We start from the raw sequence: 20,254 nt of genomic DNA on the forward strand, positions 1-20,254 counted from the left end.
GGGGCCGTCGCCGCGTCACAGGTCGCGGTGGACACGGTTGAACGCGTGCCCGGCGGGGTGTTTCAGCCGTGGGCGGTCAGGGGGGTGTGTTCGCGTACGGCGGGGGTGGGCTTACCGGTGAGCGCCCCGGCCAGCAGGCGGCTCGCCCCGGGCAGGCCGGTCAGGCGCAGGGCCGTGCGGCGCAGGAGCAGTCGGGCGCGGGTGGGGGGCAGGAACCAGCGGGCGGTGCGGCGGGCGGCGCGCTGGCGTTGTTCGACCTCGGGGCGCCACTGGTGCTCGTAGCGGCGCAGCCCCTCCTCGACGGTGGGGGCCGAGGCCAGGTGTTCGGCCAGGACGAACGCGCCGCCCACGGCCAGGGAGGCGCCCTGGCCCGCGAGCAGGGAGACCGCGCCGCAGGCGTCGCCGAGCAGGACGGTGCGTCCCCGGCTCCAGTGGGGCACCACGCTCTGGGAGACCTGGTCGTAGTAGACGTGTTCGGGGTCGGGGCAGTGCTGGAGGGCGCGGGGCACCAGCCAGCCCAGGTCGGCGTGGGTGCGGCGCAGTTCGGTGCGCGGGTCGGCGGGCCGGTCGGGGGTGGGGCTGCGGTGGACGGTGAAGGCGGCCACGCGGCCGTCGCGCAGCCCGTACAGGCCCATCTGGGCGCCGATGGTGTCGGTGAGGTGGAAGCCGCCGTCGACGCGGGCGTGGATGTCGGGGTCGGTGAAGACGAAGGCGGCAGTGTGGAAGCCCAGGTAGCGCAGGTGGTCGGTTGCGGAGCCGAGGATCTGGGCGCGCACGGTGGAGTGGATGCCGTCGGCGCCCACGAGCAGGTCGCCGGTCAGGGTGCGGCCGCCCGCGAGGGTGACCTCGACGGTGTCGCCGTGGTCCTGGACGCGGTGCAGGGCCGCGTCGTGGTCCACCCGCACGTCGGGGGGCAGGGTTTCGCGCAGGGCGCGTTCGAGGTCGGGGCGCATGAGGGAGACCACGCCCAGGTGGGAGAACTGTTGGATGCCCAGCCTGGCGCGGGGGGTGCCGTCGCGGTCGACGAAGGTGGCGTGGTCGATGTCGTAGCCGAGTGCGCGCAGGCGGGGCAGTAGGCCCATGAGTTCGGCGGCCTGGTAGCCGGGGCCGAAGAAGTCGATCATGTAGCCCTGGGTGCGGGGGTGGGGGGCCTGTTCGAGGACGGTGACCTGCCAGCCGTGGGTGTGCAGGCGGTGGGCCGCGGCCAGTCCGGCGATTCCGGCTCCGCAGACGATCGCTCTCATGGGTGTGCTCCCGGGGTGTGGTGGGTGAGCAGGCGGCGCAGGACGGGTTCGATCTCGGTGGAGGTCAGGTCCGGGGTGAGTGCGCGGTGGAGCAGGACGCCGTCCAGGGTCGCGGCCAGGACGGTGGCGGTCTGGCGGGGACTGGGGACGCCGGCGTGGGTGAGCCAGTCGGTGAGGTGGCGGCGCATCAGGTCCAGGACGCCGGTGACGGCCTCGCGCAGGCGGGGGTCGCGGGTGGCGGCCAGGTAGGTCTCGGTGACCAGGTGGGAGGCGGGGTCGTCGCCGGGGTAGCGGTCCAGGTCGCGCAGGATCAGGGCGAGTCCCTGTTCGGGTGTGGTGGTGGGGCCCAGCAGGTGGGCGGCCTCTTCGACGATGGCGGTGATGGCCTGGGTGGCGGCCTGGGTGAGCAGGGCTTGGAGGGAGGGGAAGTGGTAGTGGACCAGGCCGGGGCCCACGCCTGCGCGTTCGGCGAGTGTGCGGGTGCTGACCGCTGACCAGCCGCGTTCGCTGATGAGTTCGGCCGCTGCCCGGATCAGGCGGCCTTTGACGTCCTCGCCGCGGGGTGCCATGTGCGTCCTGTTTCTTGGTCGATTGCCTTGGGCGAACGTATTGGTCACTCGCCCAATTCGAGGATGGCACAGTGCCCGCCCCGCGGCAAGGGGCGGGGCGGGCGCACGGAGAAGGGGGTGTGAGGTCCCCCGTGGTCCTCACACCCCCTGTCGGTTCTGCCGGGTCAGGCGGTGGCGCCGCCCTGGCCCAGGAGGATCTTGCGCGGCTGGGCCTTGGCGGCGACCGGGACGCGCAGGGTCAGGACACCGTCGGTGTGGTCGGCCTCGATGTGCTCGGTGTCCAGGTCCTGTCCCAGGCGCAGGCGGCGGGTGACGGCGCCGGTGGGCCGCTCGCCGACCAGGACGCGGCCCTCCTCGGCCCGCTCGGGGCGCTGGGCGCGGACGGTGAGCACCGAGCCCTCCACCTCCAGGTCGATGCCGTCGGCGGGCACGCCGGGCAGGTCGATCCGGACCACGAGGGCGTCCTGGGTGCGCACCGCGTCCATGGCGGCATTGCGCGCGGCGGGAGCGGTGGAGGTGGTGACGTCGAAGGGGATGGTGCGGGTGAGAAGCATGGAAGAACCCCCGAAAAACCTCGGCTTGATGCTGATGGACTCAAGTTTATTGACGACTTCGGGCGCGTCAAGGCGGTGTGGGGCACCCCACACGCCGACGCCCCAGGACTCGTACAGGCCGGGGTCCGGGGCGTGGAACGGGTGGTCAGCGGGTTCGGGCCAGGGTGATGATCTCGGGGCTGGACGCGGTCAGGGGCGAGCGGTCCCAGTTCCCGAACCGCTCGGCGGCCCGCAGCCCGGCCCGCTCCAGCAGCAGGTCCAGGTGGTCGGCCTCCACGAAGCGCAGGGTGCTCACGGTGCGCAAGGGGAGGGCGGAGTCGGAGCGGGTGGTGGTGCTGGTGAAGGTCACCAGCCCCTCGGGTGTGGGTGCGGCGGCGTCGTGGACGTCGCTCACGCGCACACCGTCGGCGGTGGTGACCTGGTGCGGGTGGGCGGGGGTCCACCTCTGCCAGGCGCGCGCGGCCGGGTTGCGGGTCTCGAAGGCCACCAGTCCGCCCGGGGCCAGAGCGCGGCGCACCGCCTCCAACGCGGCGCTGATCTCCTCGTCGGTGCGCAGTTCCTGGAAGGCGTGTCCGGTCATGGTGACCAGGTCGAACTCCTCCTGCCAGGTGTGGCCCGACAGGTCACCGCGCACCCAGGAGACGGTGTCGGTGCGCCCGCGGGCCACCTCCAGCATGGCCCGGGCCGGGTCCAGGCCCACCAGGTGTCCGGTGTGGCCGCGGGTGCGGGCGCGGTGGAGCAGACGGCCGGTGCCGCACCCGGCGTCCAGCACGCGCGGCGCGGCCATGACCAGGCCCAGGTAGAAGTCGTCACCGGGTCCCCACGGGCTGAGGAGGTCGTAGAGGGCGGCGACTTCGGGGGAGTCGTACGGGGTGTGGGTCATCGCGTCAGTGTGGCAGGGGGGGCCGGGGGCGACCACCGGGTTTTCGCCCGCCCCGACCGGCGCGGGACGCGGTCCCGGAAAGGCCGGGGCGACCACCGTGGGCGCGCGCGTGCACGCACCCGTCCGTGTGTGCGGCCCACCCTGCCCCGTCGGGGAAAGCGGCGGACCGAGACGGGGGCGGACTCCCCCACGCCGGTGGGGCGTGGGGGTCCGTACTGGAAGTGGCGCGCGCCGGTGGGGCGCCTGCCGCGCTAGGGCTGGAGCAGGGCCTTGGCGGCGCGCTCGGCGTCGTCGAGGGTGTTGTACAGGTGGAAGGACAGGCGGGTGCGGCCCCCGCGTTCGGTGGTCACCACCCCGGCCCGGGCCAGGCGCTCGAAGGCGCCGGGCAGGTCGACGCTGGTGATGGCCGAGTGGGCGGGCTCCTGCCCCAGCGCCGCGCGGAAGTGGTCGGTCAGGGCGGTGTTGTGGGCGCGCACCCTCTCCAGACCCGTCTCCAGCAGGACCCGGCTGGAGGCGGCGGCCGCCACGGCCGCGAACCAGTTGGGCGAGGTGTCGAAGGCGCGCGCGGTCGGTGCCGGGTCCAGCCGGGCGGCGTACATGGCCGAGGCGGTGTCGCGGGCGGCGGCCGGACCGGCGTTGTTGGGGCGCAGCCGCGCGCGCAGGTCGGGGGACAGGTAGGCCAGGGCCAGACCGCGCGGCGCCATGAGCCACTTGTAGGCCGAGGCGATCAGGGCGTCGAAGACGGTGGCGTCCAGGGGCGTCCACCCGGCGGCCTGGGTGGCGTCGGCCACGACCAGGGCGCCGTGGGCGCGGGCGGCCGCGACGATGTCGCCGGTGGGGGCCAGGCGTCCGTTCGCCGAGTGCACCGTGCTGAAGGCGACCAGGTGCGTGCGCGCGTCCACGGCCTGGGCCAGGCGGTCCAGGGGGACGGCCTCCACGGTGACGCCGCGGTCGGCCTGGGCCTGCCAGGGGAAGACGATCGAGGCGAAGTCCCCCTCGGGGACCAGGACGCGGGCGCCGTCGGGCAGGCTGGCGGCGATGGTTCCGGCGATCTGGGCGGTGCTGGCGCCCAGGGCGAGGTCGTCGGCGGGCGCGCCCACCAGGGCGGCCAGGTTGACGCGGGCCTGTTCGAGCTCGCGCCCCCAGGCCCCGGGGTCCCCGGTGGCGGTGTGCCAGGAGCGCACGGCTTCGGCCAGGGCCTGGTGGGCGGGCCGCGGCGGGATGCCGTACTGGGCGGTGTTGAGCCAGACGGTGTCGGTGCTCCACAGACCGGTGATGGTGTCGTCCATGGGGACCGAGTGTGTCAGGCGGTGGTGGCCAGCGCGATGTGGAGGCTGTGCTCGACGATGCCGAGCATGAGGTCGCGGTCGGGGTAGTCGCCGTCGAGCAGGCGCAGGGGACCGGCGACCAGGGACAGGTGCAGGGCCAGGTCGTACAGGGCGGTGCGGTCCGGGTCCAGGGGGCGGGTGGCCAGGTGCGGGTGGTGGGCGCCGAAGCGCAGGCGCAGGAAGGCGTGCTCCCACTCCGCGTCGAAGAACATCAGTCCCTCGATGTCGATCAGGACGGGGGCGCCCTGGGCGTCGACCAGGACGTGGTCGGGGCCGAGTTCGCCGTGGATGAGCGCGTGTTCGCGGCGGGGTTCCACGCGCGCGGCCAGGGTGTGCAGGGTGGCGGTGAGGCGTTCGCGGCCCCGGCGCATGCGCGGGTCGCGGTGGGCGGCCTCGTCCAGGTCGCTCAGGGCCCGGTCCAGGACCAGCTGGTGGCAGGAGGGGGCGCGGGCGGCGCCGCCCGCGCCCAGGTGGGCGACCTTGCCGAAGGCGGTGTCGGTGCTCGCGTGCATGGTGCGCAGGTCGCGGCCCAGGCGGTCCAGGACCGGGCGTGCGGCGCGGGGGTCGCGGTGCAGGAGTTCTTCGAGGGTGGGGCCGGGGACGTCTTCGAGCACGGCCAGGCAGCCGGGGTGGTGGGCGCCGCTGGTGTCCAGGGCGTACAGGCGGGGGACGCGCACGCCCAGGTCGGTCAGGGTGCGGTGGGCGGCGGTGAACAGGTCGGCGCCCGAGGCGTGGGAGAAGGGGTCGGCCGGGTCGGCGCCGTGCGCGGTGGCGGGCCAGTAGTCCTCGCTGTCGTGCCACAGGTAGGCGATGACGGTGGTCTGGTCCAGGGCCAGGCGGTAGACGCCCTTCTTGGAGCCGCCGCGCAGGCGTTGGACGGCGCGGGCGGGGCCGGGGCGCCCCAGCAGGTCGGGGACGGCGCGGGCGAGGTCGACGGCGGGCGCGCTCATGGCACTCCTGGGGGGTGTGGTGGGGTGGGCGGCCATCCTCGCACGGCCCCGGTGGGGTGTGCCCGTGGTTTTTGGCGCCGGCCGCTCGCGGCGGGCCGGAGCCGCGAGCCCGGCTCGGTCGAGGCGGCCGGCGGCGGGTGGGGCCGCGCGCGGCGGGTGCTCGTCGGCGCGGGGCTCAGGCGCGGTCGATGGGGGCCAGGACGCGGGAGAGCAGGTCGGCCAGGTGGGCGCGTTCGTCGCCGGTCAGGGGGCGCAGGAGGTCGGCCTCGCGGTCGAGCTGCCCGGCGAAGAGGGTGTCGGCCAGGGCCTGTCCGCGTTGGGTCAGGCGGACCTGGACCTCGCGGCGGTCGCGTTCGAGGGGGGTGCGGGTGATGAGCCCGGCGGCCTCCAGGCGGGTGAGGCGTTTGGTGGTGGCGGCGCCCGAGGAGATGGTCTCGCGGGTGAGCTGGCGGGGGCGCAGTCCGTGGGGGGAGCGGCGCAGGGCGGCTAGGACCTCGAACTCGGGGCGGGTGACCTCGGCGTCGGCGAGTCCGTCCTCGGTGACGTTGTTCATCAGGGCGGCCAGGCGAAGGACGCGGCCCATGGCGGCCATGCTGGTCAGGTCGAGGTCGGGGCGCAGGCGCGACCAGCTGTGGAGGAAGCGGGAGACGGCGTCGCTCATGGTGTCCTTCGCGTGTGTGGCGGGCCGGTCGCCGGGTGCGGGCGGGCGTGCCCGTGGGCGGGGCGCCGGGCGGAGTGGGCGGTCTCTCCCCCCGTGGGGGTGTGTACGGCCCGCCGAACATCCTAAGATAATTTACTTGTGAATTACTTTTATCGTCCGTGGGTTGCGCTGCGCCGCACCCTCACCACCCGCGGGGCCTTCGCGCCCAGGCCCGTGCGCGGCAACGTCGCCGTCACCGCACTGCGCGCAGGAGTGTGCGTGGCCCTGCCCCTGCTGGCGCTGCACGCCGCGGGGCGCACCGACCTGGCCCCCTACGCCGCCATGGGCTGCTTCACCGCCCTGTACGCGCGCGACGACACCTACGCCCGCCGCGCCCGGCTCCTGGCCGTGGTCGGCGCGACCCTGACACTGGCCGTGGCCCTGGGCGCGCTGACCTCGGCCGTGCTCCCCCACCCCCTGGCCGCCATCACGGTCGTGGCCCTGGTCGCCGGCGGGGCCAAGTACCTCTCCGACGCCCTGGAGTTCGGCGCCCCGGCCGGGCTGATGTTCGTCTTCGCCGCCGGGGTGGCCGCCTACAACCCCCAGCCCCTGACCGCGCTGCCGGTGGTCGTGGCCACCACCGCGGCCGCGGCCGCCCTGTGCTGGACGCTGGCCCTGGTCGGCGCCCTGGTCCACCCCACCGCCCCCGAACGCCTGGCGGTCGCCCGCGCCCTGCACGCGCTCGCCCGTCACCTGCGCCACCCCGCACCCGCCGCCCGCACCGCAGCCGAGACCGCCCTCCACCACGCCTGGCACGTCCTGCTCTCCCGCCCCGGCCGCACCCCGGCCCGCCGGGGACTGGAGGTCCTCACCGCCCGTGCCGAAACCCTGCTCACCGGAACCGGAGACCGCCTCACCGACGCCCGCGCCGCCGCCGAGATGAGCGAACTGGCACGCCGCCTGCGCACCGAACGCGCCGTCGAACCCCTGGTCGGCGCCGACGAGCACGCCGCCCTGTCCCAAGCCGCCGCGCACCTGCGCCGCCACCACACACCCGCGCCCGGGCCGGGCCAGCGCCTGCGCGCCGCACTGCGCGCGCCCTCGCCCACCCCGGTGTCGGTGGTGCGCATCGTCCTGGCCTGCCTGCTGGCCGGGGCCCTGGCCTGGGCGCTGGGCATGGGACACGGCTACTGGGCGGCCGTCTCGGCCGGATCGGTCCTGCAGGCCGTCAACGTCACCACCACCTGGCACCGCACCCTGCAACGCGGCGCGGGCACGATCGTGGGCGTGGCGCTGGCCGCCGCGCTCTTCAGCCTGGACTACTCCCCGCTGGGCGTCATCGCGCTGGTGGTGGCGTGCCAGATGGCGGCCGAACTGGTGGTGACCACCAACTACTCCTACGCCATCGTGTTCGTCACCCCGCTCACCCTGGCCCTGTCGGGCCTGGCCCACGCCGACCCGGGCGCGGACGGGCTGGCGGCCGAGCGGCTGTGGGCCACCGTGCTGGGCGCCGCGGTCGGACTCCTGGTGTGCGCGGCGGTCGCCAACCGCCGCGCCGGGGACCACCTGAGCCAGGCCCTGGCCGCGTGCGAACGTGAACTCGCCCGGGCGCGGGAGTGCGCGGGCACCGACGCGGCCGCGCGCCGACGCCTGGTGCGCAGCCTGGTGGCGCTGCGCGCCTCCCACGCCCTGGCCGCGGGGGAGCCGTGGTCGGCGGTGGCGTGCGTCCAGGAGGTTCAGGACGTGGAACGACGCGCCCGCGCCCTGCTGGACGGGGCCGCCCTCCCGGGCCGGGCGGTCGGCACCCCCACGGGCTGAGACGAGGTCCGGAACCCGCAGCGGGGCGAGGCCACCGGAGGCTGCCACCGCGGGCCGGGAACGCTGTCGATCACCGCGGCCCGTGCCGCGCGCCCGGGACGACACGACGTCGCGGTGCCCGGCCCGGCGTCGGCCGATCACCACGGCCCGCGCCGCGGGCGCGGGACCACACGAGGTCGCGGTGCTCAGCCGGACGTCGCGGTCCGCACACCCAGCAGTTCACGCCAGGCCCGCTCGCCCGGCTCGGTGACCCGCAACGCCCGCCCCGAACCCACGCGCGCGCACCAGCCCGCCTCCAGCGCGTGGCGGCACAGCGCCGCCCCGGCCGTTCCGGCCAGGTGCGGCAGGCGTTCGGTCCAGTCCAGGCACGAGCGCACCAGCGGGCGCTTCCCGCCGCGCGCCAGCGGTATCCGCTGCTCGGCGAACCAGGCCACCCCGGCCTCGGTGAGCGCGAACCCGGTGTCCTGGGTCAGCAGCCCCCGCTCCGTCATGGCCCGGGTGACGGCGCAGCCCAGCTCACCGGCCAGGTGGTCGTAGCAGGTGCGCGCCCGCGCCAGGGCCCGGTCGGCGTGCACGGTGCGCAGGGTGCGCGGGCGCCGGGCCGACACCGGGGCCGACGTCGGGTCCGCGTGCGCGGCCAGGGCCTCCACCAGGTGCGCCACCGCCTCGTCGGCCAGGCGCACGTAGCGGTGGCGGCCCTGGCGTTCCTGGGCGAGCGACCGCCCTGGACCAGCCGGGTCAGGTGTTCGCTGACGGTGGAGGCGCCCACCCTGGTGTGGCGGGCCAGCTCCCCGGCGGTCCAGGCGCGCCCGTCCAGCAGCGCCAGGCACACCCCGGCGCGGGTGGGGTCGGCCAGCAGGGAGGCCAGGGCGGCCAGGCGGGCGGCGTCGGGAGCGCGCATACCCCCAGGATGCGCCGCGCACGCTGCGGTGGCGACCGAAACGTGGCGCGCGGCCGGTGCGGCGTCGCTCTCACCGGCACCGGAGCGGGCACGCGGAACGGGAGAACGGCCGGGGCGCCGCGCGAGGGACGGGGACGGCCGAGGCGCGCACCCGCCGCACGCCGGGGGCGGTCGTGTCCGAGCGGCCCCGTGCGGCGGCCGCGGGGCGCGAGGACGCGACGGGTCCGCCCGCCCCGCGCCCCGGGGCCGCGCGGTCAGCGGGCGCCCGTGACCACGGTGGCCTCCCACTCCGGGCAGGAGACCACTTCACAGGCCAGACCGCCCCGGACGAAGGCCTCCCGCGCCGCCGCAACCTGCTCCCGGCCCACCTCCACCAGCACCCGGCCGCCCGGCGCCAGCCACCGGCCGGCCCCGGCGGCCACACGGCGCAGCAGGTCCAGCCCGTCCGGGCCCCCGTCCAGGGCCCGCCGGTCCTCGTGCACGCGCGCCTCCGCGGGCAGCAGCGCGATCCGGTCGGTGGGGACGTAGGGCACGTTGGCGACCAGCACCTGGACGCGGCCGCGCAGGTCCGGGGGCAGGGCGTCGTAGAGGTCGCCCTGGTGCACCCGGTGCCCGGGCAGGTTGCGCCGGGCGCAGGCCACGCTGGCGGCGTCGATGTCGGCGGCGTGCAGGGTGATGTCGGCGCGGGTGTGCGCCAGGACCGCGCCCAGGGCACCCGAACCGCAGCACAGGTCCACGGCCACGGCGCCGGGGGCGAGCAGGGCGCAGGCCCGGCGGGCCAGGAACTCGGTGCGGGGACGGGGCACGAACACGCCCTCGTCCACGCGCACGCGCAGCCCGCAGAACAGGGCCCAGCCCAGGACGTGTTCGAGGGGCAGACCGGCGCAGCGGCGCCGGACCATCAGATCCCGCTCGCCGGGGGTGCGCGCGGCGGAGGCGATCAGGCTCGCCTCCTGCTCGGCGAAGACGCAGCCCGCTTCGCGCAGACGGGCGACGAGGGCGGGGGAGACCGGGGAAGGTGGGGATGCCACGAGAGCCTTTCGACGAACTGTCGGGCGCTCCGGCTACGACGCGGGTGCGTGACCTCGCGGTGGGAACGCCCCTCCTGCGACAGCGGAGATCGTCCTCACCCCCTCGGTTGTACGGTCCAGTGCCCCGGAACTCTACCCCAACGCGCCCTGCTCAGGAGTCGCGGGGCGGCACCGGCAGGCGTTGCAGGTCCTGGGCCAGCGTGACGGGCCCGTCGAACTCGGCGGCGGCCTCGGCCAGGAAGCGGGCGTCGTCGTGTTCCTCGTAGCGTTCGGAGATGTGGGTGAGCACCAGGGTGCGCGCCCCGGCGCGCGCGGCCACGCGCCCGGCCTGGCGGGCGGTCAGGTGACCGTAGGAGCGGGCCAGGTGCTCCTCGGTGTCCAGGTAGGTCGACTCGATCACCAGCATGTCGGCTCCGCGCGCGAGTTCGACCGCCTCCTCGCACTCGGCGGTGTCCATCACGAACGCCATGACCTGGCCCCGGCGCGGCCGCGCGCAGTCGGCCAGTTCCACGCGGCGCCCCTGGGCGGTGGTGACCGAGCCCCGGCGTTGGAGTTCGCCGACCATGGGGCCGCGCACGCCGTGGGCGGCCAGCCGCTCGGGCAGCATCCGCCAGCCGTCCGGTTCGGCCAGCCGGTAGCCGTAGGCGGTGGTCGAGTGGCGCAGCGGCAGCGCGGTCACGCGCAGGTCCGGCTCGCCCAGCGGGCAGGAACCGGTGCCGCCGACCGGTTGGGGGAGTACGACGTCGGTGTCGTGGAAGGCGGTGGCGTGGCGCAGCCGCCGCCAGTGGCGCTCGCCGTCGGCGGGGTAGGCCACGCGCACGGTGTGGGGCACCCGGTCGCGGGCGATGCGCTGGATGGTGCCGGGCAGGCCCAGGCAGTGGTCGCCGTGGAAGTGGGTGACGCAGACGCGGGTGATGTCGGTGGCGGCCAGGCCCGCCAGGCGCATCTGGCGCTGGGTTCCCTCGCCGGGGTCGAACAGGACGCCGTGGGTGTCCCACCGCAGGAAGTAGCCGTTGTGGTTGCGGCGGCGGGTGGGCACCGCGCTGGAGGTGCCCAGGACCACGAGTTCGCGTACGGACATGGGAGGGATCCTGCCACAGCACCGGGCCCGTCCATGGCGGGTCCTCGCGTGCCGTTCCGGGATCTGCCAGTCGAAGGCGGTGAGCGCGGACAGTGCCCGGGCGGAGGAGGCGTTCGGGGGCAGGGACCCGATCGTCGGAACCTAGGGGTCGGTCGGCGAAGCACGACACGGCCGTGCGCCGGCGATGTCACCGGCCGTCTGTGTCGGGTCAGGACCGGTCGAGGGCCCCGGAGAACTCGACGATGACCCGCAACGCCCCGGTACCGCTGGGGGCCGCCAGCGGGCCGGCGCCCCTCCTGCGGCGCGCGTGATGGTACAGCTCTGGCTGTACCCGTCGCGTTTTCGGGCCCTGGCCAGCGGCCTCTGAGAGCGCCGCCAACGAAACTCCGGGCTCCCCCGCCCTCTTTGTAGCAACACATGTAGTAGCACCTTATAAGGTTCACTTATCGGAGGTGAGAATGCAGGGGTGTTTGAGTCCTCGTTACGTGTGCAGATCGTTTTTACGTTAACTAATAACGTAACCAACGAAACGTTATTAGGGGGGTGCGGAGAGGGCGCGCAGCACTGCGTTCCTGCGGAGACGAGGGGCCCAAGGCATGCGTGTACCGGCGGCGGGCACGACCGGCCCCGTGAACTACTGTTGCCTGCCATGGCGCACCCCCCCGATCGGCCTCACCGCCGAGTTGGTCCGAGGTCTGCTGCTCGAACAGCACCCCGACCTCGCCGACCTCCCCCTGCACTCGGGAACACGGGGCTGGGGCAACCAGATGTGGCGGCTGGGCCCTGCGCCGGGCCCGCGGATGGGCCGTGCTGTGCGCCTTGGGCGGCCTCCTCGTCGGCGAGGCCGGGGTCCGCGGACGCGAGGGCGGCCACGCCAGCTGGGGGCTCCCGCCCGCGCCGCGCTACGGCGCCTCACCAGGGGCTGAACCGGGCCCCGCGCGGTCGAGACGCCCCCCCCGCCTGCCCTGGGCGGCTTCCGGGCCGGGGTGCTCCTCGCCGCGGCGGCGGGGCACGCGTGCTACGCGTTCGCCCGGCGCAGGCGTTCGGCCGCCTGGGCGCGCACGGCCCGGCCGCACACCGGTGAGGTGCCGTGCACGGCCTCCCAGCGCGCGTTGTGCGCCGCGGGCCACAGGCTGGCCGCCCACGCCACCTCCCGCTCCCGCGCGGTGAACCCGCGTCCCCGGTGGTCCTGGTAGGCCTCCAGGAAAGCCGCGGAACTCTCGACCGGGGCCAGGGACGGCGGCGAGGCGCTGGCGAAGGCTCCACACGCCGCTCCCACCAGTGCCGCCTCCGGCTGCCACGCCGGACTGTCCCAGTCGTGCACGGCCTCCACCCGCCCGTCCCGCCGCCAACGCAGGTTCTGCGCCTCGAAGTCGGCGTGGCCCAGCACGCACGGCAGGTCGGCGGCGAGCAACCGTTAGCGGGCCCGGGCCGCCGCGTCCACCACGTGCGCGGGCACGGCGCGCTGGTCGCGCTCGTCCAATTCCCCGATCCTGGGCCACAGCCCCGGATCGGCGTGGTCCCACCGCACCCAGCAGGGGTTCGGCAGCGGCCTGGGACAGGCGAACCCCCGCTGCGCCAGCCGGGCCTGCGCGGCGACGCACGAGGAGGCCCGGCCCTCGTCGGGGCGGGCCTTGACCACGACGTCGCGTCCGCCGGCCAGGCGCAGTCCGAACACCGCCGACACCGACCGCGTCGCGAACAGCACGCGGACCGGTTCGTCCCCCGACCGGTCCGCGCACCACGGCCCGAGCCAGTCCGGTAGGGCGTCGAGTGCGACGGTGTGGAACGGCACGGTGCGGATTGTGCCATGAGCGCCGGGCCCGGGGAAGGCGCACCGCTACGGGGCCGCGGAGTGGCGCAGGAGGCGCCGGTCGGCTCTTCGGCGGGCCGCGTGGGGCTCCCCTTCGGGACGGGAACGGGAGGTAGGGGGTGTGCGCCGGGCGGGTGCCCGGCCCGGCGCACACCCCCGTGCGGGGTCAGCCGTTGTAGGGGGCCGCCACGTCCAGGACCCAGACGACGCCGAAGCGGTCCTTGAGCATCCCGTAGAGCGGCGCCCACTGGGAGGGCTCCAGCGGTTGCACGATGGTCGAGCCGGCGGACAGCTTCTCCCAGAAGGCGGTGATCTCGTCGGCGCTGTCACCGCGCACGGAGACGAAGACGGCGTTCTCGCCCTGGTCCCAGGGCATCGCCGAGGGCACGTCGTAGGCCATGACGCGGAACCCGTTGTCCGCGACCACCTGGCCCCAGACCACCCAGTCCGCCTCGTCCGGGTCGGTGACGCTGCCCGCGTCCTTGTAGGTGACGGCGACGACGTCCCCGCCGAAGACGGAGTGGTAGAAGTCGAGCGCCGCGCGGGCGTCGCCGCGCAGGTTCAGGTGGGTCGTGGTCGTGACGGACATACTGGCTCCCTGGTCGAGTCGGGTGTGGACGGCCGCCGAGCGGGTCCGTGTCACGGGCGGGCGGTCCCGCATGGCCACGGTGTCCGCCCGGCTACGGGGCCGGGCGGACACCGCCTCTCCTCTGGGCGGTGGACACCGGGTGCCCACCACCCACGGGGTCGTGACCTGCGATGACCGTGCCTGTGTCGGCCCCCGTCGGCGTCTGCGGTCTCACACTGGCAGGGGTAGGGGCCAGGGTGTGTCCTCTACTTCCAGCAGGATGGGTTCCATGGTGATGAAGGCTTCCGCCCGTCTGCTGGCGCTGCTCTCCGTGCTCCAGACCCGCCGGGACTGGTCGGGCCGGGACCTGGCCGCCCGGCTGGACGTCAGCGCGCGCACGGTCCGCCGCGACGTGGACCGTCTGCGCGAACTCGGTTACCCGATCACGACCTTCAAGGGGCCCGACGGCGGGTACCGGCTCGACGCCGGGTCGCGGATGCCCCCGCTGCTGTTCGACGACGACCAGGCCGTAGCGCTGGCCGTAGCGCTCCAGGCGGCCACGGCCACCGGCGCCGGGATCGGGGAGGCCGCGGCGCGCGCCCTCAACACCGTTCGCCAGGTCATGCCCGCCCGCCTGCGCCAGCGGATCAACGCGGTCCGGGTCGCCGTGGTCGCGCCGCCCGCCGCCCCGCAGGCGCGGGCCGACGGCGGGGTGCTCACGGAGATCAGCGCCGCCGTGCAGGCCCGCGAGGAACTGCGCCTGGACTACGCCCCCGCCTTCCGGTCCTCCTCCGGGGAGGAGGAGGTCGCCGTGGGCCCGCGCCGGGTCCATCCCCACCACCTGGTCACCTGGGCGGGGCGCTGGTACCTCCTGGGCTGGGACGTGGAGCGCGACGACTGGCGGACCCTGCGGGTGGACCGCATCGCGCTGCGCAGTCCCAACGGCCCCCGGTTCACACCGCGGGAGGTGCCAGGGGGTGAAGTGGCGTCCTTCCTCATCGGCCGGTTCCGGGGTTCGGACGGTGCGGTCGACTGGCCCTGCCGCGGTGAGGTGATCCTGGACCTGCCCGCCGCCGCCGTTGCCCCCTTCGCGCACGACGGGCTGGTGGAGGAGGTGGGCCCCGAGCGCTGCCGACTGGTGCTCGGCTCCTGGTCGTGGGTCGGCCTGGCCTCGGCCGTCGGCCGCTTCGACGCCGACTTCGAGGTCGTCGGACCGTCAGAGCTGGAGGACGCCTTCGCGCGGCTGGCCCGCCGTTACGCGGGCGGCGGCCGTCAGGCCCGCGCCCCCGAGCGCTGACCGCGCCGGAGGGCGGATCGCCGTAGCCCCGGGGGCGGACGGACCCGGGGGCACGGTCGCGGAACGGTGAGACCGCGGGGGTGCGGAGCCCGGGCCGGGAGGCTGTCCGGTGCGCGGGATCGTGCGTACAGAAGGGGATACAGCGCCCATAATGGTGGCTCGTGATCATAGACAAGGCCTACCACGACGGCAGGCGCCAGGAGATCGAGGGCGACATCAGCGACGCCTTCGACGAGGCCCGCCGCGAGCAGGGTGACTGCTTCGTGTGGATCGGGCTCCACGAACCCACAGCGGAGGAGTTCAGCCTCATCGAGGAGGAGCTCACCCTCCACCCGCTGGCCGTGGAGGACGCGCTGACCGCCCACCAGCGCCCCAAGCTGGAACGCTACGACGACACCCTGTTCGCCGTGGTCAAGACGCTCGCCTACGACGAGGAGACCTCCGACGTCGAGGTCGGCGAGGCGATGCTGTTCATCGGAGAGGACTTCGTGGTCAGTGTCCGCCACGGCGCGGCCAACCCGCTCGACCGCGTCCGCAGGCGCCTGGAGGCCGATCCCACGCTGCTGGCCGTCGGCCCCGCGGCCGTGCTCCACGGGGTGTGCGACGAGCTCGTCGACCACTACGGCACGGTGGTGCACAAGATCGAGTCCGACATCATCGAGCTGGAGCGGGCGGTCTTCCGGCCCGGCGGCTCGGACGTGACCGCGGACATCTACCACCTCAAGCGCGAGGTGCTGGAGTTCCGCAGCGCTGAGAGCCCGCTCATCCCGGTGCTGGAGGAGATCGCCAAGGGGCGCGTCCAGCGGTTCGAGGAGACCCGGGAGTACTTCCGCGACGTCCTGGACCACCTGCTGCGGGTGGACGACCAGGTCGACGACCGCAACGAGCTGCTCACCAGTGCGCTCACCGCCCACCTGGCCCTGCTGGGCAAGCAGCAGAACGAGGACGTCCGCAAGATCTCCTCCTGGGCGGCCGTCATCGCGATCCCCACCATGATCGCCGGGTTCTACGGTATGAACTTCGACCACATGCCCGAACTGCACTGGCTGTTCGGATACCCCCTCATCATGGGCGTGATGGTGGGTGCCTCCGGCCTGGTCCACCACCGGCTGCGCAAGAACGGCTGGCTGTAGGCACGCCGGGCCGGGAGGGCACGGCTCCCCCTCGGGCCCGGGAACGGTCCGCGAACGCGTCTCCCCTCCCTTGGCCGCACGGGCTCGTGCCTGGTATCCACAACCTCTTGCCTAAAGGCTTTAGGAAAAAGTACAGTGGTTTCTGGCAGAGAGGAGAGAGGTTATGGCACGCGCGGGACTGACCACGGAACGCCTCACCGAGGCGGGAGCCGAACTCGCCGACGAGGTCGGCTTCGAGCGGGTGACCGTCTCCGAACTGGCCCGGCGCTTCGACGTCAAGGTCGCCAGCCTGTACTCACACCTGCGCAACTCCCAGGACCTAAGAACCCAGATCGCCCTGCTCGCCCTGGAGGAGCTCGCCGACCGGGCCTCCGACGCCCTGGCCGGACGGGCGGGCAAGGACGCCCTGACCGCCCTGGCCAACGTCTACCGCGACTACGCCCGCGAGCATCCGGGCCGCTACGCCGCCGCCCAGTTCAGGCTCGACCCGCAGACGGCCGCCGCCAGCGCCGGTGTGCGGCACGCACAGATGACGCGGGCGATCCTGCGCGGCTACGACCTGTCCGAGCCGGACCAGACGCACGCGGTCCGCCTGCTGGGCAGCGTCTTCCACGGCTACGTGACCCTGGAACTGGGCGGAGGGTTCAGCCACAGCGCCCCCGACACCCAGGAGACCTGGACACGGACCCTGGACGCCCTCGACGCCCTGCTGCGCAACTGGCCCGAGCCCTGACAGCGGCCCGCGCCCTCCCGTCGGCACCGAGCCGCGCGCCCACCGACCCACCGGACTTCACGACGGCCCCGACCACCAGGTTGACACCATGCACACCCAGCACCACTGGACCACCACACCCCTGACCGCGGACCTCCTGCGCGGCGCCCTGGACCTGGAGCGCACCGAGCACGGCGTGCTGCCGCACCGGCTGCCCGCGCGGGCCCGCGCCCAGTGCGAGGACCCGCAGCTGCTCATGGCCGAGTCCCAACCCTCCGGGGTTCGACTGGCCTTCCGGACCCGGGCCAGCGCCGTCGAACTCGACACGCTGCCCACCAAGCGCGCCTACACGGGCGCCCCGCCCCGCCCGGACGGCGTGTACGACCTGCTCGTGGACGGTCAGCTCGTCGACCAGGCCAGCGCGACCGGCGGCAACACCCTGACCGTCGACATGGCCACCGGCTCCGCCGAGCACCGGCCCGGACCGGTGGCCACCGTGCGCTTCACCGGCCTGCCCGACCGCGTCAAGGACGTCGAGATCTGGCTGCCGCACAACGAGACCACCGAACTCGTCGCCCTGCGCACCGACGCGGCCGTCGAACCCGCACCCGGCCGGGGGCGCAGGGTGTGGCTGCACCACGGCAGCTCCATCAGCCACGGCTCCAACGCCGCCAGCCCCACCGCCGTCTGGCCCGCGCTGGCCGCCTCCCTCGGCGGTGCGGAACTGGTCAACCTGGGGCTGGGCGGCAGCGCCCTGCTCGACCCGTTCACCGCCCGCGCCATGCGCGAGGCCCCCGCCGACCTGATCAGCCTCAAGATCGGCATCAACCTGGTCAACGCCGACCTGATGCGCCTGCGCGCCTTCGGCCCCGCGGTGCACGGCTTCCTCGACACCCTCCGGGAAGGCCATCCCGGCACGCCGCTGCTGGTCGTCTCGCCGATCCTGTGCCCCATCCACGAGGACACGCCCGGCCCCTGCGCCTTCGACCCGGACTCCCTGCGCACCGGGGAACTGCGGTTCCGGGCCACCGGCGACCCCGGCGAGCGCGCCGCCGGAAAGCTGACGCTCACCGTCATCCGCGAGGAGCAGGAACGCATCGTGCGCCAGCGCGCGGCCGAGGACCCGAACCTGCACTACCTCGACGGGCGCGAACTCTACGGTGAGGCGGACAACGCCGAGCTGCCGCTGCCCGACGAACTGCACCCGGACACCGCCACGCACCGGCGCATCGGCGAACGCTTCGCCGAGCGCGTCTTCGGCGCGGGCGGCCCGTTCCACGACCACAGACCCTGAGAGGCCCGACCGGCCCGCCCCTGCCGCGCGGCCGCCGTCGTCCCACCGGTCGGCCGATCAGGCACCCTCTGGGAGGTCCTCTGCGCACGATCTGCCGTCCTCGGCTGGTCGGCCGGGCCCAGCCCGCCCTCGCCGTGCGGTTCAGGCCGGGCCGGGGCGCGCGGACACCAGCTCCTGGGCCTCGCGCACGATCTGGGCAAGCCGGGAGTGGTGGGCGCCGGGCCAGTACACCCGCTCGCACCCGGAGCAGCGCGCGAACACGTCGTAGGTGGCGCGGGTACCCGCCTCCAGGTCCTGGCGCACCTCCTCCTTGGTGGCGTGCACCAGTTCGCCGTTGCACGCCGGGCAGCGGGTCCAGGGCCGCAGAGGCGGGGCGAAGCGCTCCAGCACCTCGCGCAGCTGCCCGGCGGGCCGCTGCTCGCGCACGTAGCCGCCCGCCCGCAGTCCGCTGCGGCTCAGCAGTCCGCGGTCGCGGGTGAGCAGCACCCTGTCCTCGGCGTTGGCCTGCCGGAACAGGGAGGGGTCGTCGCGGTCGTTGTCGTAGGCGGTGTCCAGACCCAGCAGGCGCAGGCGCCGGGCCAGGGTGCCCAGGTGCACGTCGAGCAGGAACCGCGGCTCGGCGAAGGGCAGGCGCTGCGGGTACTGCACGGGCAGGACCTCCACGGCCTCGCCCGGGGCGGGGATGTGGGAGGCGGGGGTGACGCGGCCGTCGACGCGCAGCGCGCCGACCTCGGTCAGGGGTACGCCCAACGACTGGACGACGTGTCCGAGGGTGGAGGTGGAGTCGCCCTCCACGCGCACGGTTCCGCTCCGGTGCCGTGAGGGCAGGAAGAACCGCAGTTCGGGCGCGAAACTCAGGTCCAGCATCGGTTCTCTTCCTTCCAGCGGGCCGTTCCCGCCCGCAGACCATGGGGCCGACCGGTGGCGGCGGACGCGGTGTGACAGGTACCCGGCGCGGCCGGTGAGCGGTTCAGGACAGGAGCGGGCGGACCCGTTCGGCGGTGAAGCGCACGAAGCCCTCGGGGTCGGGCTCGTCGGCCGTGGGCTGCAACACCACGGTGTCGGCTCCGGCCTCGGCCATGTGCCGCACCGCCTCGGCGACGCGGTCGGCGTCCCCTGCCACGCCGGTCTGCGGCGTCAGGCCCTCGGCGCGCAGTTCGGCGGCCATGCGCCGGTCGGCGTCGGGGCCGGTGGCGGCGAGCAGGTAGACGGTCACGGGGTGGTGGCCCGGGCGCCCTGCGGCCTGGCGTCCCTGGTCGACCAGCTGTCGTGCCCTCCGCACGCCGTCCACGCCCGCCGCGGCGTCCAGGATGGTGCCGTCGGCGGCCTGTCCGCTCAGGTGCAGGGTCCGCGGTCCGCGGGCACCGGCCAGTACGGGGACGGGGGTGGCGGGCGGGTAGTCCAGGGCGACCTCGTCCAGGGTGACGTAGCGGCCCCGGGAGGTGACCCGCTCCCCGGCCAGCAGGGCGCGCAGTGCGTCCAGGTGTTCGCGCAGGAGGGCGAGAGGGGAATCGGGGCGCGCGCCGACCTGGGCCATCCAGTCCTGCACGCCGTGGCCCACGCCGATGCGTACGCGGCCGGGGAAGAGCCGGTGCAGGGTGGCGGTCTCCATGGCGGTCAGGGCGGCGTTGCGCAGGGGGACGGGGAGCAGGCCCACGCCCACGGTGAGGTTCTCGGTCCAGGCCAGGGCGGCCGAAGCGGCGGCCACGCCGCTCTCCAGGAAGCAGTCCTCCCACAGCCAGAGCTGGTCGAGTCCGGCCTCGTCGGCCGCGCGGGCCACGGAGCGCAGACGCTCGGGGGGCAGTTGGGGGCGGAAGACGGCTCCGAGTTCGGTCATGGTGCCGTTCTATCGGGCGGGGGCGGGCGGGGACAACGGTTTTCGCCCTCCCCGCCCCCTGCGACGCGGACCGCGGCCTCCACCGACGGGGGGAGGCCGCGGTCCTGGCCGCTCAGGGCGCGAGGCGCACCACGCCGCCGGAGTCCGTCACGGCGACCAGGGTGATCTCGAAGCCGTTCATGACGAACACGCCCCCCGGCTCCCCTCCTATCGGAGGCGGGAGGTGGCCCGACAGGGTGGTGCCGGGTCCGTAGCCGCTGACGTCCAGCCCGTCCTCGCCCACGGCGTCGACCACGAACCGGTCCACGCCGTGGGAGCCGTCCATGGCGAACTCGTCGCCGCTCTCCACCAGCACCTCGCAGTCGGCGTCGGCGCAGGCCTCCAGATCGGTGCCGTCGGCGGCCTCGGGCGGCGCCGGTGCGGCGGCGGAGGGGGAGGCGGTGTCCGTGTCGCCGGGAGGGGAGGCGTCGGCGGCCGAGGGGCCGGGGTTCGCCGCGTCCTGCTCCTGCGCTCCGGCGCAGCCGCCGAGCAGGGCGGTCACGGCCCCGGCGGCGGCCAGGACGCGGATCCGGTGGAGGGTGGTGGTCATGGTGCCCCGTCC

At 74.8% G+C, this 20,254-nt stretch carries 20 protein-coding genes and 1 pseudogene; 5 read left to right on the plus strand and 16 right to left on the minus strand.

Going from position 1 to position 20,254, the window contains the following annotated elements; genetic code table 11:
* Positions 1-62 precede the first annotated feature (62 nt).
* The 7 genes from PV789_RS14415 to PV789_RS14445 form a co-directional block, all read right to left on the minus strand.
* Positions 63-1,244, minus strand: coding sequence for an FAD-dependent oxidoreductase (locus PV789_RS14415; RefSeq protein ID WP_274977908.1), 1,182 nt, complete (start codon positions 1,242-1,244; stop codon positions 63-65).
* Complete coding sequence (locus PV789_RS14420) at positions 1,241-1,813, minus strand: TetR/AcrR family transcriptional regulator (RefSeq protein ID WP_274977909.1); 573 nt, start codon at positions 1,811-1,813, stop codon at positions 1,241-1,243. Before PV789_RS14420 ends, PV789_RS14415 begins: the two co-directional genes overlap by 4 nt.
* A gap of 164 nt (positions 1,814-1,977) precedes the next feature.
* Positions 1,978-2,367 carry an Hsp20/alpha crystallin family protein gene (locus tag PV789_RS14425; protein WP_274977910.1) on the minus strand — a complete coding sequence of 130 codons (390 nt, stop codon included), beginning with the start codon at positions 2,365-2,367 and terminating at the stop codon, positions 1,978-1,980.
* A gap of 145 nt (positions 2,368-2,512) precedes the next feature.
* Complete coding sequence (locus PV789_RS14430; RefSeq protein WP_274977911.1) at positions 2,513-3,250, minus strand: class I SAM-dependent methyltransferase; 738 nt, start codon at positions 3,248-3,250, stop codon at positions 2,513-2,515.
* Between the two features lie 251 nt (positions 3,251-3,501).
* On the minus strand, positions 3,502-4,539 hold the full coding sequence (locus PV789_RS14435; protein WP_274977912.1) for an aminotransferase class V-fold PLP-dependent enzyme: 1,038 nt from the start codon (positions 4,537-4,539) through the stop codon (positions 3,502-3,504).
* A 14-nt stretch (positions 4,540-4,553) separates the two neighbouring features.
* Entirely contained in the window at positions 4,554-5,528 is a 975-nt protein-coding gene (locus PV789_RS14440; protein WP_274977913.1) for a phosphotransferase family protein, read from the minus strand.
* Between the two features lie 175 nt (positions 5,529-5,703).
* The gene (locus PV789_RS14445) at positions 5,704-6,189 is read right to left on the minus strand and encodes a MarR family winged helix-turn-helix transcriptional regulator (protein ID WP_274977914.1); all 486 of its coding nucleotides are present in this window, start codon (positions 6,187-6,189) and stop codon (positions 5,704-5,706) included.
* Positions 6,190-6,327: 138 nt separating this feature from the next.
* Between PV789_RS14445 and PV789_RS14450 the strand changes: the two genes are divergently transcribed.
* Positions 6,328-7,986: an FUSC family protein gene (locus tag PV789_RS14450; RefSeq protein ID WP_274977915.1), complete on the plus strand. Its 1,659-nt coding sequence runs from the start codon at positions 6,328-6,330 to the stop codon at positions 7,984-7,986.
* A 185-nt stretch (positions 7,987-8,171) separates the two neighbouring features.
* Here PV789_RS14450 and PV789_RS14455 read toward each other — a convergent pair.
* The 6 genes and pseudogenes from PV789_RS14455 to PV789_RS14485 all read right to left on the minus strand — a co-directional run bounded on the left by PV789_RS14455 (position 8,172) and on the right by PV789_RS14485 (position 13,401).
* A pseudogene (locus PV789_RS14455) lies at positions 8,172-8,887 on the minus strand (ArsR/SmtB family transcription factor).
* Positions 8,888-9,141: 254 nt separating this feature from the next.
* The gene (locus PV789_RS14460) at positions 9,142-9,918 is read right to left on the minus strand and encodes a putative protein N(5)-glutamine methyltransferase (RefSeq protein ID WP_274977916.1); all 777 of its coding nucleotides are present in this window, start codon (positions 9,916-9,918) and stop codon (positions 9,142-9,144) included.
* Between the two features lie 151 nt (positions 9,919-10,069).
* A complete protein-coding gene (locus PV789_RS14465; protein WP_274977917.1) occupies positions 10,070-10,999 on the minus strand; it encodes a ribonuclease Z in 930 nt (309 codons plus the stop codon).
* A 1,018-nt stretch (positions 11,000-12,017) separates the two neighbouring features.
* Positions 12,018-12,413, minus strand: coding sequence for a hypothetical protein (locus PV789_RS14475; protein ID WP_274977918.1), 396 nt, complete (start codon positions 12,411-12,413; stop codon positions 12,018-12,020).
* Between the two features lie 3 nt (positions 12,414-12,416).
* Positions 12,417-12,794, minus strand: a complete 378-nt coding sequence (locus PV789_RS14480) for a hypothetical protein (RefSeq protein ID WP_274977919.1) — start codon at positions 12,792-12,794, stop codon at positions 12,417-12,419.
* A gap of 184 nt (positions 12,795-12,978) precedes the next feature.
* Complete coding sequence (locus PV789_RS14485) at positions 12,979-13,401, minus strand: VOC family protein (RefSeq protein WP_274977920.1); 423 nt, start codon at positions 13,399-13,401, stop codon at positions 12,979-12,981.
* 268 nt (positions 13,402-13,669) lie between these two features.
* Here PV789_RS14485 and PV789_RS14490 point away from each other — a divergent pair, with 268 nt between their 5' ends.
* From PV789_RS14490 to PV789_RS14505, 4 genes are all read left to right on the plus strand, one after another.
* Positions 13,670-14,677: a helix-turn-helix transcriptional regulator gene (locus PV789_RS14490; RefSeq protein WP_274977921.1), complete on the plus strand. Its 1,008-nt coding sequence runs from the start codon at positions 13,670-13,672 to the stop codon at positions 14,675-14,677.
* Positions 14,678-14,838: 161 nt separating this feature from the next.
* Positions 14,839-15,810: a magnesium and cobalt transport protein CorA gene (locus tag PV789_RS14495; RefSeq protein ID WP_274977922.1), complete on the plus strand. Its 972-nt coding sequence runs from the start codon at positions 14,839-14,841 to the stop codon at positions 15,808-15,810.
* 163 nt (positions 15,811-15,973) lie between these two features.
* On the plus strand, positions 15,974-16,543 hold the full coding sequence (locus tag PV789_RS14500) for a TetR/AcrR family transcriptional regulator (protein WP_274977923.1): 570 nt from the start codon (positions 15,974-15,976) through the stop codon (positions 16,541-16,543).
* An 88-nt stretch (positions 16,544-16,631) separates the two neighbouring features.
* Positions 16,632-17,816 (plus strand): GDSL-type esterase/lipase family protein, encoded by a 1,185-nt coding sequence (locus PV789_RS14505; protein WP_274977924.1) that lies wholly within the window; start codon positions 16,632-16,634, stop codon positions 17,814-17,816.
* 141 nt (positions 17,817-17,957) lie between these two features.
* Here the strand turns inward: PV789_RS14505 and PV789_RS14510 are convergent, their stop codons facing one another.
* The 3 genes from PV789_RS14510 to PV789_RS14520 all read right to left on the minus strand — a co-directional run bounded on the left by PV789_RS14510 (position 17,958) and on the right by PV789_RS14520 (position 20,242).
* Positions 17,958-18,683: a Mut7-C RNAse domain-containing protein gene (locus tag PV789_RS14510; RefSeq protein ID WP_274977925.1), complete on the minus strand. Its 726-nt coding sequence runs from the start codon at positions 18,681-18,683 to the stop codon at positions 17,958-17,960.
* Between the two features lie 103 nt (positions 18,684-18,786).
* On the minus strand, positions 18,787-19,653 hold the full coding sequence (locus tag PV789_RS14515) for an LLM class flavin-dependent oxidoreductase (protein WP_274977926.1): 867 nt from the start codon (positions 19,651-19,653) through the stop codon (positions 18,787-18,789).
* Between the two features lie 112 nt (positions 19,654-19,765).
* A complete protein-coding gene (locus PV789_RS14520) occupies positions 19,766-20,242 on the minus strand; it encodes a hypothetical protein (protein WP_274977927.1) in 477 nt (158 codons plus the stop codon).
* Positions 20,243-20,254: the final 12 nt, after the last annotated feature.

It is taken from the genome of Nocardiopsis camelliae, assembly GCF_028993595.1.
In the GTDB taxonomy this organism is placed as follows: domain Bacteria; phylum Actinomycetota; class Actinomycetes; order Streptosporangiales; family Streptosporangiaceae; genus Nocardiopsis; species Nocardiopsis dassonvillei.